11 protein-coding genes and 1 pseudogene are annotated in these 11655 nt (G+C 51.7%); 7 read left to right on the top strand and 5 right to left on the bottom strand.

The genetic code is table 11. The features are described from left to right. Positions 1-355: 355 nt before the first annotated feature. Positions 356-1729 carry a transposase gene (locus tag ACZ9BB_RS03680; RefSeq protein ID WP_476212586.1) on the bottom strand — a complete coding sequence of 458 codons (1374 nt, stop codon included), beginning with the start codon at positions 1727-1729 and terminating at the stop codon, positions 356-358. A gap of 656 nt (positions 1730-2385) precedes the next feature. Here ACZ9BB_RS03680 and ACZ9BB_RS03675 point away from each other — a divergent pair. The 5 genes from ACZ9BB_RS03675 (at position 2386) to ACZ9BB_RS03655 (ending at position 5440) form a co-directional block, all read left to right on the top strand. After that, positions 2386-3174: a hypothetical protein gene (locus ACZ9BB_RS03675; protein WP_476212585.1), complete on the top strand. Its 789-nt coding sequence runs from the start codon at positions 2386-2388 to the stop codon at positions 3172-3174. Between the two features lie 50 nt (positions 3175-3224). Next, entirely contained in the window at positions 3225-3443 is a 219-nt protein-coding gene (locus ACZ9BB_RS03670) for a hypothetical protein (RefSeq protein WP_476212584.1), read from the top strand. A 224-nt stretch (positions 3444-3667) separates the two neighbouring features. After that, the gene (locus tag ACZ9BB_RS03665) at positions 3668-3994 is read left to right on the top strand and encodes a hypothetical protein (protein ID WP_476212583.1); all 327 of its coding nucleotides are present in this window, start codon (positions 3668-3670) and stop codon (positions 3992-3994) included. A gap of 502 nt (positions 3995-4496) precedes the next feature. Then, the gene (locus ACZ9BB_RS03660) at positions 4497-5120 is read left to right on the top strand and encodes a hypothetical protein (protein ID WP_476212582.1); all 624 of its coding nucleotides are present in this window, start codon (positions 4497-4499) and stop codon (positions 5118-5120) included. Next, positions 5117-5440, top strand: a complete 324-nt coding sequence (locus tag ACZ9BB_RS03655) for a hypothetical protein (RefSeq protein ID WP_476212581.1) — start codon at positions 5117-5119, stop codon at positions 5438-5440. Before ACZ9BB_RS03660 ends, ACZ9BB_RS03655 begins: the two co-directional genes overlap by 4 nt. A 608-nt stretch (positions 5441-6048) precedes the next feature. Here ACZ9BB_RS03655 and ACZ9BB_RS03650 read toward each other — a convergent pair. Beyond that, on the bottom strand, positions 6049-6567 hold the full coding sequence (locus tag ACZ9BB_RS03650; protein ID WP_476212580.1) for a hypothetical protein: 519 nt from the start codon (positions 6565-6567) through the stop codon (positions 6049-6051). Positions 6568-7167: 600 nt separating this feature from the next. Here ACZ9BB_RS03650 and ACZ9BB_RS03645 point away from each other — a divergent pair. After that, positions 7168-7368: pseudogene (locus tag ACZ9BB_RS03645) on the top strand (hypothetical protein); the annotation flags it as partial. Positions 7369-7449: 81 nt separating this feature from the next. Then, a complete protein-coding gene (locus tag ACZ9BB_RS03640; protein WP_476218187.1) occupies positions 7450-7986 on the top strand; it encodes a glycoside hydrolase family 19 protein in 537 nt (178 codons plus the stop codon). A gap of 221 nt (positions 7987-8207) precedes the next feature. Here the strand turns inward: ACZ9BB_RS03640 and ACZ9BB_RS03635 are convergent, their stop codons facing one another. From ACZ9BB_RS03635 to ACZ9BB_RS03625, 3 genes are read right to left on the bottom strand one after another with little or no spacing between them, the layout of a single operon-like run. Then, complete coding sequence (locus ACZ9BB_RS03635; protein WP_476212579.1) at positions 8208-9113, bottom strand: plasmid partitioning protein RepB C-terminal domain-containing protein; 906 nt, start codon at positions 9111-9113, stop codon at positions 8208-8210. 2 nt (positions 9114-9115) lie between these two features. Next, positions 9116-10030, bottom strand: coding sequence for a plasmid partitioning protein RepB C-terminal domain-containing protein (locus tag ACZ9BB_RS03630; protein ID WP_476212578.1), 915 nt, complete (start codon positions 10028-10030; stop codon positions 9116-9118). Further along, positions 10027-11592: a recombinase family protein gene (locus ACZ9BB_RS03625; protein WP_476212577.1), complete on the bottom strand. Its 1566-nt coding sequence runs from the start codon at positions 11590-11592 to the stop codon at positions 10027-10029. Before ACZ9BB_RS03625 ends, ACZ9BB_RS03630 begins: the two co-directional genes overlap by 4 nt. Positions 11593-11655 lie beyond the last annotated feature (63 nt).

Below are 11655 nucleotides of genomic sequence, written 5' to 3'. Positions count from 1 at the left end.
GACGGTGCCTGCTGGCACCTCTGGGTGGCGAGCATACCCATAGATACGGCGTGCCACCTAATGCGCAGTTGCGGTGATTAATCCACCCACTGCGCGTACCCGCCGATTTTGCACCCAAGCAGACGAAGGCATGGTTGGCCACGAACACAACCGATTTGGGTCGATTGCAGTCCGTCACGACAGACAACTATCGGCCGATTCTGTTGAAAAAGTCGGATTTTCAGATCGCCTGAACTCAGGCACGGCCACCACCGGAGAACCGACTCACCACATTGAGTGGTTTTTCGGACCTTCGTTGGCCTTTGCTGCTCTGTTAGTGGGGTAGTTTGAGGTTTTTTGCTTGGTGCAGGCGCACCTATCCCGTGACTGGTGGCCCTTGAGATGAAAATTTGGCCAGCCGTCGCAGGTTCTGCACCGCAGCGGCCAGCGTGAATTCATCCGTCGCGCCACTCAGGCCACGTAGCCGCAGGCGATCCAATTTCAGGATGCGCTTGAGGTGGGCAAACAACATTTCGACCTTTTTACGTTCGTGGCGAGAGCGCTGATATGCCGGCGTTGCTGCAATGCGCCGAGCCACATCGCGAGCGGCTTCATGGACGCTGCGAGCGATCTTGCGGAACGCAGTGTTCGGGCAGCACTTGGCTTTCATCGGACACGTAGCGCAGTCGGTCTGCCGGGATCGGAAGATAATGGTGTTGGCCTTGGTTACGTGTGAACGCTCGTTCTTGAAGGCTCGCCATTCACTGCGCAATGCCTTGCCGGCCGGGCAGCGGTATTCCTCAATCTCTTCATTCCAGTGGAAATCGTTGCTCGAAAAACTGTCGTTCTTGCGCTCGGTTTTGTCCCACACCGGCACGTGAGGTTCGATGTCTTTTTCCTCCACCATCCAGGCCAACATCGGCGCTGTACCGTACGCGGTATCGCCGATGAGGCGTTCCGGCTTGATGTCGAACTGCGCTTCAACGCGATCGATCATCGTCTTGGTGCTCTCGACTTCGGCCGTTCGATGAGCGGGTGTAGGCTCCACATCCACGATGACGCCGTGTTCGGTATCGATCAGATAATTCGTTGAGTAAGCGTAGAACGCGGGGCCGCCTGGAGCAGCGGTCCAGCGAGCCTGAGGATCAGTCAGTGATAAACGCTTCGGTAGCGTTTCGGCCAAAGCCTCTTCATCGAGGGCTTCAAGGTACTCACGCACGGCGCGGGTGCTCAGGGCCGGATCGCTCCAGTTGACCTGTTCATCACCCGGTACGCCGCGCTGCCGACTCGCATCCGCTTTGATGATGCTGGCGTCCACAGCAAATCCTTCGCCTTTGACCAGGCCAGCATCCATGCAACGACGCAGCACCTCGTTGAACAACCAGCGAAACAGATCGCTGTCCCGAAAACGGCCGTGTCGATTTTTGGAAAAGGTCGAGTGATTGGGGACTTCATCCTCAAGGCTCAACCGGCAGAACCAGCGATACGCCAGGTTCAAATGGGCCTCTTCGCACAACCGCCGTTCGGAGCGAATGCCGTAGCAATAGCCCACGATCAGCATGCGGATCATCAGTTCAGGATCAATCGACGGACGCCCGATCGGGCTATAAAAATCGGCGAGGTAATGGCGCAGGTCGTTCAGATCGAGACACTGATCAATGCTGCGCAGAAGGTGAGTGGCTGGGATGTGATCTTCAAGGTTGAACGAGTAAAACAGCCGCTCCTGCCCACTCGATAACTGTCCCATCATGCTGTGTGATCCCCCGCCGGCCAATGAAGAGATTTTGCCGGAGGCCAGCCAGGGGAGCTACTTTTTCAACAGAATCGGCCAATAGCAGTCATTGCGTATATGCTGAATGGGGTGCAGTGGGCGCCTGAAGTGATGCGGGTTCGAATCTCTCCTTCACCGCCACATTCAGTAAACGCAATCCCCTGATTTTCCTAGAGAAAGTCGGGGGTTTGTGGTTTTTGGCGTCTGAAAAAGGACCATATGGGACGAATCTGGGACAGATGCTTTATTTTGGTGCGTGAATCAAGCCCAGTGACTGAATGCGTTTTTGATCGCAACCAGCGGCCTACGACTTGATAAAGGGAGTGCGAGCGTTTTGCTCAAGCTAGCCAGAGCTTCCAATGCACCGCTGAGTTCCAATCCGCTTTTGCGGTTTTTCCTAAGAGAGCTGCATTGAACTAACTTTAACGGATATGAAAACCCTTTAGGGTGCCAATTGAAATGTTTTGCCTCTTGCACACATTAAGCCAGCAGAAATTGACTGGCAGGTGTGGTTGGGTGCAGGTCATGTAAAAATCATAAAAATCTCCGAGCATGCTATCCAATAATCGTACTAGGATATAATCTTAGCCCGAGCTACAGCTGCATCAGTAAAAAACCTCAACAAGGATATGTAGATGCTCCCTCGAATAATGATTAGGTTAACTCAGTTGCCGCTTCAGGTGACTATTTGCACTGCAATTAGCGCGTTGACTGGCGCGGCCATATATTTCAACGAGTGGTCGCACGTAGACTTGTTATCTCTGGATCGCTCCACTTTTATTACAGCACTAAGTGCAATAGCAACTTTAATCGCATTGTTTTGCTCACTTTCGATTGCATGGATACTTTTCATTTCACAACAGGTGAAAGGAGAACGTCTGGCAGCGTATGACCTTATGAAATCGAAATTATCGGAAGTTCGACAATGGCTGCTCAATCAGCCTGAGTCAGCTGGCCGCGATACCTGCTTAGCTCTTGCGTTTGAACTCGATATGTTGGAGCTTTCAGATCTTCCTTCGATTGGGCTTGAAAAAGAACAAGAGCATGTCGACTATTGTGAGGCGCTAACAGAAGGATTGGAATCAAGCGATATCGAAGAAAGAAATTTTTTCCTTATTTCAATGACTCATTTCGCCTACATTGAAAGCCTGCTGAATCGTATCGGAATTATTTCAATTCGACAGATGTTGGCGCGGCTTTTTATCGATACTCTTGCAAAGGGGGTAACGCTGGTAGGCCTCTCTGTATTAATTTTAATCGCCTCGCTATTGTGGTTCAGCCCGCTCTTAAAAAACATATTTGTTGTAGCTTCAAGTTTCATAGCGGTCGGCTCTTCACTTTTGCTGCTGGAAGTTTGGGTTGATCTTCGCAGGCACTACGATGATGAACTAGACTTCATTGCGTCACCTGAAACAGATGATTAACTTCAATTGGACATAACAAACATCGCTTTTGGCCCCCAAGGACAACTAACATGCCAGATAACTCAGAGTGCAAGATCGCCACGGCAGATGCTCTTACGTTGCTTCTGCACAACCAGCATGCCCTGAGAGCGGCGATAGAAGAGATCACCGTATGGCTTTCAGCAAATGACGTAGAGACTGTTGCAGATAACGCAGTCGTGGCCATGGAAACCCTGGATAGAAATTCTAAAGCGATCACAGATGCGATTCTGCGAATACGGCAGTCCTAGGGGCGCGCGCCCGATTCTGCAAACAGGGAATGATTGGCCACCGATTGTTGGCGTCCACGACAGATAGATAGAACGCCGCTTATGTCAAAAAGGCCCCCACACCTAAGCCAGGTGCAGGGGCCTTTTTTCTGACCCCGGAAACCAATCACCCCTAGAGTGGCCTACCGACTCCCGGTGCTCTGGTTTTACGAGTGTTGGTCATTTACTCGAACAAGGAATGCGCCGTGACTGTCGACAATATCGATCCCAACTTCGAAGCCAATTTCCTCAAGCAACGCGTGGCTGATCTGCACCGCACCCACCCAGGCGAGGCGGCACTCATTGCAGACATATTGCAGGCGCTGGACTACCAGAAAACCGCTATCCGTAACGAGTTACAGGTTCGTGGCCTGGTCATTGCACTGGGCTACACGCTGTCTCGGAAAGGGGCCACAGGTTTACCAAACGCTGAAAACGCCTGTTGCGGCCGTGTTCTGCAACCTGGTGCGTTTAACCTCTGGGACCACGCTGGGACAAACTCTACGCGCACCACGAGGCTGCAGCCCTTGTAAACCGGGAGGGGTAGGCTCCGAAAGTCACTCACGGGTAGTTTCGAATCTCTCCTTCATCGTCACATTCTGAAAACGCAAACCCCTGGTTTTCCCAGAGAAAGTTGGGGTTCGTGGCTTTTGGCGTCTGGAAAGTGGCCATATGGGACAGATGGGGCTTTTCCCCCCAGCGAAAAGAGCGCCACGGCGTCGGCCGCTGTGCCTACAATCGACATGCAGGAGTCGGTTAAGAAAGGCGGGATCGGCCAGAAGTGCACGTCCACATGCGCTACTCCATGTCAAAGCAGTCGCTTTATCTTCAGCGGCGTCCGTTTACTGACCAACCCGCTGGGTCTAGAGAATCAGGAGCAATGCACCTAAGCCGCAAAGGTCAACTCAATTGAAAATAAGGCCTCAGGCGTTTTGGTGAGATTTCGAAGGCGGTATCTATACTGGTGCCAAGAGCCTTGCGGAGCTATAATCAATGATGCCCAGTCAGGAAAATAGCAACTAACGGAAGTCATCAATGAAAGGAAAGCTGTCAAGTCGTTGGATGTACTTACTTATTTTATCACTCCTGGTGGTAGGAGCTTTTTTGTCTGGTAACGGTTATCCAACTCTTCTAGAAAATGCCGTCAATACTTTCGGGTTTTTAGGGTTCTGGATAACGCTGTATGGCCTTATTGTAGCAATTTTTGAAATCGCCCGTACCGGGTCGGTCGCAAATCAAATGGCTCTTGCCGCTGAGGCCTCGCATAATAGTCTTAAGCGTCAAATTGAATATCATGATATTCATGGCTGCGTTGAAATGATAAATTTGGCATTAAGCGATTTAGACAAAAAGAAAGCTGTTTCGGTGGTTTCTATAACTCGCATTAAGCAAGGCTATATCTCGACTTTTTCGAAGATCGGGAAGTCTGGAAGCTATGATACCAACTTAAAAGTTCTTAATAGTTATGAGCATGTAACTCAGTCCCGAGCTAATAAGGCGAAGGCCAATCCAAACTATGCTACAAGTCAGTATCCAGCCGCAAAGGTGGGCAGTGCTGATCACCCCTACAAATTGACTATCGACACACTCAAAAAAATTCAAGATGAAATCTTGACGCATTTAGCTTCAAGACACGAATATATAGGTGACGCAAAATGATTCCTGTTCAGTTCGAAAGCTTTATGGGTTTTGTATTAAACCAAACCAGAAGCGGTAAGTTGAAATGGCTCGCTGGGGAGGGTGGATCCTATATTGCAACTCATAAGGATGTAAGTTTATATATTTCTTCTGATTATGATCCTGATCGGGACATAAGCACATTTTGGTTTCGATTAAATGGAATTAATGGCTCTACCCCGTTTTCTGTATCTGATAACGAGTCCGACTATAGGGATATGAAAGTTATCTTTGAGGAAGTTATCGCCAATGCAAATGATGTTGGGAGTGATATGGCGAGCTTTATGGCCGGATTTGACTAAGTTTTTTTTCGAAAAAATGTTGACGTTAACGAAGGTGCTGCGTCAACTATGTAGTCTTGTGTTTAAAGTGGTGCGGGGGATTACTTTAACTTCTTTGCATTGAGGAAAAGCTACACAGCATAAACCCCGTAGCCTGCGAGCGTCGCCTCCAAGTTTAGACACTCCTTGGATTTTGGACAGCAACGCAAGACGTTTGCCACTGGAGCTAAGCTTTTTATGAAAAATGATTTAGCATTACAGCCGTTGCCTGCCAAGAGCCACGACATTGCCCGTTAGATCTCCCTTACCCATCTACAACTGCGGTGAACGTCTGTTAATTGCATACCTCTACAGGCCCAAGCGCCCGCTTTTGGCCGATTTTGTTGAAAAAGTCGGCCATGGTTTCCACGGTAGAAAAGTACGCGCTTGAGATTGAAATCTTTACATTGAACGGAGGATTCCGGTCCCAGGTTTCGCGTAGCGGCGCGCAAAAAAGGCGTTTTCAGCGGTCAGTATGCGGGCAGTCTGGAAGAACCGACTTTTTCAATAGAATCGGTCGACTGCAGCCCTTCGCGACAGCCAAAAGTGGTCATTCGTTGACTACGAAACCAGGCCCTTGATTTCGGTTGCTATTGGAGTCGTCCGTAGCGTTCTAGAACTTTCATAAGAACATTGTTTGCCTGAGTAAAATTATCCAGTTGACCACGGAGTTGGTATACCCACTTTTCCCCGTGAAAGAGGTTATTTCGCAACCTCCAAACGATCATCAATAGGCAAAGAACCCTGTCACGTGGGCAATCGTTCGCTCCCTCAATCACGCTCTGAACGATACTAAGGTGGTCGGCTGGACGAAGATTAAGGGAAGGGAAATGATCGGTCAGGGCACCGTTGGCGAAGTAGCGGTTCCGAAAATAGGCAAGTTCCTCTTCGTAAAGACTACCGTCAAGCGTGCCTTCTGCTGCCCAAACATCGACTTTCTCTCGAATGCGGTCCGCACGCGCGGACTTCCCCATGATTTGTGCTTCGAAGAGGCTCCAAAGAAAAGCGAAGTCAAAAATGGCATGGCGGTCGCGATCAGGTAGATCGCGAAACCCTGGCGCGCGCGCATTCAGCCATAACTCGCTCGCACTTTGTCCTCTATCGTCCATGGTTCAATCCTCCGTCAGGATCTATCGATGTTTCGAATGACCTTCTGAAGCTTATCATCGAAGCGCACTAGTCCTTCACCATCACGAGGCTGTAAGAGGGCTAATCTACCCCGTACGGCATTGAGTCGCCCTTGGTTTTCCAGACGTCGTGACAGGCTGCTATGGGTCGATGGCTGTCCTTGGTGACAGGCAGAAAACGGCCGAGGCTGTGTAAAAACGCATTTCAGCGCGACAGGTACTCAAAACCAGACTGAAAATAACGCGTCTACGCAAAATCCACATCTGCAGACGTGCCAATAAATTTCAAATTTAACGTAGGCGCGCACACTTCAATTTCGGCGAAGCGTTTTTACACACTCTGGGCCAAAAGCAGTCATTCGCTGACGTTGCTATGCGCCGTGCATAGGTCATTCGCAGCCTTGAGCACCAGCGCCAGTCCTCATTCACAAACGGAATATGCGCCGCTGCTCCTTAGCGTTCCTGATCCCGTTTCCCCCTCCCAAGTAGTCTGAAACTCCCACCCCGCTTGGGAGAATCGGCCGATGCGCAATACCCGACGGATGCCCATAGTTGCGGACAATCGTCAACGGTCAGGCGTCGATGACCGCAATTGTTCGGGAGAAAATCGTGGCTATTGGAATCACCGGCGAGGACGTTGTGCTGGACGAAACACCCGGCTTGCAGAACGCCACAGCCACTCCAACCCCAACGGGAGACGCTGACGACAACGACATTCTGGTGGCCTCCCTGCCTTCGACCTTCTCTACCCGCTTAACCGCACTGGGGGCAGACACCGCAACGCGTATCAACAGAGATTTTTTCTTCGACCATATCCTTGAATCCCTATTCAAGGGTTCACTCCGTCAGAGCCAACTCGATGGGATGACCGCGATCCTTGACAAATGGGAAGCGGAATCATCGAAAGACGATGATAGATGGCTGGCCTATATGCTTGGTACTGCGCACCACGAGACAGGCCGAACCATGCAGTCGGTGCGTGAGACATTCGCTGCAACGGACGACGACGCAATCAAGCGACTTGAAAAGGCTTGGGCTGCCGGCAAACTGCCATGGGTCAAAACGCCCTACTGGCGCCGCGATGCCGACGGCAAGTCATGGCTTGGTCGAGGGTTCGTTCAGCTGACGCACAAGACCAACTACAAAAAACTTGGCACGGCCATTAATGTCGATCTCATCACCGACCCAGACCGAGCGATGGATCTTGATACGGCGGTGAAAGTGCTGTTCGTTGGGATGCGAAGCGGACTCTTCACTTCCGCCAAACTATCTGACTTCTTTAACGTGTCCAAGGAGAACTGGGTGCAGGCACGCAAAATCATCAACGGCCTGGAAAGTGCCGATCTCGTGGCCAGTTACGCCAAAACCTACTACGCCGCAATTTGCTATACGGTCGGCTGATCCGGTCGGTGCAGCCAGTCGGCACAGTTTGCAAACGGCAGGATTGGAGTTTTGAGTAGTAAAATTAATCTGTGCCCTTTTCACTTCAATCGGTGTGGAAGCCGGGATTACGGGTGAAATCACTGACTTGATTTCACCCGTATCTCGGGTGTGTTCCGCGGACGCTTACGCTCCAGATCCATTTGGAGTCTCTGGAAATATCTAAAACCTCACTAGATTGGTTACTCTCGTTCAGGTTTTCTAGCGTCGGAGCTGACCGCTTCCATGATCGCCGTTAATTCATTCAGAAGCTCGCCATGGCAACGGTTTAAGTAGCCCGATATGGTTTCATTGCGCAGCAGACGGGCGAGATAACCCTTGGCAACAACCAAAAACAGCATCGTCTCCCCCAGCGTGTCCTCCACGACTTTGTAATCGTGAAACAGCTTTTCCATCTCGCGTTCCATCCTCGCCAGTTCTTCGATGCTGACCTCGGTGGCGAGTTTGGTTTTTTTTTCGATCAACATGTCCGGGCGTGAAGCGGCAAGTACCATGTCGGCATAGGTCTGGGTGAAGCAATTGGCGGACACCATCAGCTCCACGGTTTCAATTTGGCGTATGGGTTTCATTTTTCTTAATGTGCGGAATACACCTTGGCTGACCATTTTGACTTTGAGCATTTCTACCACTTCGGGCGCAATGCCATCGAGCAAGCGTTGCCGTTCATGGATGCGCTCAATGTTGATGCCCAATACCTTGGCGATCAGGGCGGGGGAAATACCTTTACGCACAGCGGTGAGAATCATCTTGTGCTCTTGCACGGGGGTTAGGCGGTTGATCTGTCGGTTGTAGGTGAAGCCTTCATCATCGGTCGACAGCAGGCACAGTGCCTCAGTGGCGCCCAGTGCTTTAAGGGCGTGCAGGCGAAGATGGCCATCGAGCAACACGAAGGCTGCCGCCCCCTCCACATTGGTCTGCTGCCGATGCACCGCGAGTGGCTCAATGACGCCCAACTCCCGAATCGAGGTCAGGATCGTTAAGTATTTTTTTGTCTGTTCTATATCTTTGTCCACAGATCGGGTCGGGAGAATTCGGTCAAGGGGGACCGGGATGATCTGCCGCTCAAAGCCTTGTTTCACCTGGCCCATGATCACCCCTCCCCTTGGATACGGTCAGCCAGCGACTTAGGCATGTCCGCGATGTTTTCGCTGCGCAGCAGCGTGCAGAAATAGTCGTCGGACAGCAGTCGGCGCATGGCGGTGACGATGATCAATACACGCTGTTCATTGATATCGGCTTTTTTGAGCATGACTCGCTGGCGCCTGACTTCGGTCTGGTAGGTACTCAGAAGTTTTTGCGGCGTCGTCGGTTGCTCGGCGGCTGATCGCTGTTGACCGTAGTGTTTTCCTAAAAATCGACGCCTATCGATCAGACGTCTGACCTTAATCAACTGCTCGCCTTTCAAGACACCGGTTTCATAGGCTTCCACCATCGCGACCTGTACTTCGGTATCACTCGACCTGGCCACCATCGTCGCGAGTGTGATGGGTAACCAGCCCTTTTCGACTGCGGCGATGAGCCGCTCCTCTCCTTGACGTAAGAGCAGGAGAATGGCGTTGATGTAGGTGGGGTCCAGGCTGGTCTTCATGCTGATCTGTTTTGTGCTGTAGCCGCGGTCAGACAGGATTTGGATGGAGTAGAGCAAGTCCTTGTTCGTGTGCTTACGGCGGGCCAGGTTTTCGACCAGGCTGATGAGAAACCGGTCGGCTTCACTGGCACTGACAACGACACAGGGTATTTCTCGCTCGCCCAACGCACAAAAGGCTTCGTATCGGCCTTGCCCGCAGACCAGTTCGAAAAATCCAGTATTGTCTTGGTCGCTGCTGGGGGTGACGGTAATAGGTCGCTTCAGGCCCAAGCTCGAAATGTTCTCGACCAGCTTGGCAAACACATGTTTGTTGCGTGCACGGGGATTGAGGACGCGGATACGATCCAGGCTGACCATTTGGACGGTCGTCGCTTCCCCGACATGGTGCGGGCTTCGAGGGTGTTGCGGCATATTCATGCGGCTCTTCCCACGATAGTGCGACGAGAAAGTTGCGCGAGTGCTTCGAGGCTGTCGTAGCGATAGATTTCCAGGCTGGAGGCGTTGGACTCACTCAGACGAATGTTTGGCTGTTGAATATCGAGCGTTGGGAGGATGTAGTAATCGCGGGCGATCTCTTCCCCCGGCTCCATTCGGACGGCAACGGTGATATCTGGTGAGAGGCCAAGATCGAAGCGTATTTTCCAACGATTTGCTCCCGAGCCACTGCGCTGGCAGCGGCATAGGACGAGAGAAATCAGCAGTTCTTCGTTCACTTGGAGCAGGTCGCTTATGGGGTCGATGGCGACTCGTCCTCCGACTTGCTGTATGTGCTCTACCGTTCGAGCTAGCAGCAGGGGATGCATCAGTCGAAGTTGATGGTTGGCGGCGACGTAGTCGTAGTCCCGCGAAGGGGTGTAGCCAATAAGCGAGTACGTACGCAGAAGACTGCCAAATCGATATTGATACGCCGTGCTGGAGGGGCAGTCGTCAGACTCATTGATGATCAGGCCGGATAAATACCCGGCTTTCTCGTACAGTTTTTTAAGCCTCTCCAGCATTTCGGCATCGGGCATTCGGTAACTGCGTGACTGGATGATTTCTTGGGCGGCGGCGAATAGTACGTGGTCGACTAAAGCAGGAAAGACACCGTCCGCGCGTATCCATTGGTCTGGATCATTTCGCACGTGTTCTTGCTTAAGTTTGAAGGAGGACCGGTTCCAGACGTTGTTGCCGATGTACTTCTCGTTGGTCAGGACCTGATGGACGCCCCCTTTGGTCCACGGCCTGGCTAAGTCATTCTGGAGTCCTCGACTATTCAGTTGTTGAGCGATCTCCGTCTCTGAGTAACCGGCTTCAACAAATCTTTGGTAGATCCAATGAACGGTTGCAATCTCCTCCGGTGGTCCGGGAACAAGTCTTACGCGGTCGGTTTGGATGCTTTTGTGTTCGCCAATCGCCAGTTCCGCTTTGGGGTTGCCAACCGCGTCCACCAACTGACGCCTGAGTCCGTAGCCCGCCATCCCCCCTTGCCGATAGCCCAACTGGATAAGGCGGGATTGTCCCGCAAAGACTTTGACGGATAGCTCCCGACTGTACTCGCCAGCCATCATTCGCTTGAGGCTTTTGACGATGTTAGAAACGGGTGAACCGTCATTGGAAAACTGTTCCGCGCAGTAGTGGACCGAGACACCTGCTTGTCGACAACGGACCTCGAAGCTGGCCGCTAAATCCGGATCTTGAAAGCGCCCCCAGCGGCTGACGTCGTAAACGAGAATGGTCGAAAAACCGAGTACTCCGCTCTCAACATCACTGAACAATTGAATCAACGCATCACGTCCTTCCAAGCGAAGACCACTTTTTCCGGCGTCGGTATAAATTCTAACGATTTCGAGGGTATGCGCCGCTGCGTAAAGCTTGATTGTGTCTAGCTGGTTCTCAGTTGAGTACTGCTGATGTTCCGTGGACATCCGGACATAGGCCGCTGCCAAACCTGGGTCATGCCGTGAGTTTTCTGAGTGAGCATTTTTACGACTGCGCATACGCAATAGCCCCTGCGTGCATCCACACTGGACGTGCGCCGTTGGGGCGTACCCGTTCTGCTG

The organism is Pseudomonas sp. TE3552 (assembly GCF_056278945.1).
Note: the sequence above shows the minus strand (reverse complement) of the source record. Positions and strands in the feature narration are given on the sequence as shown.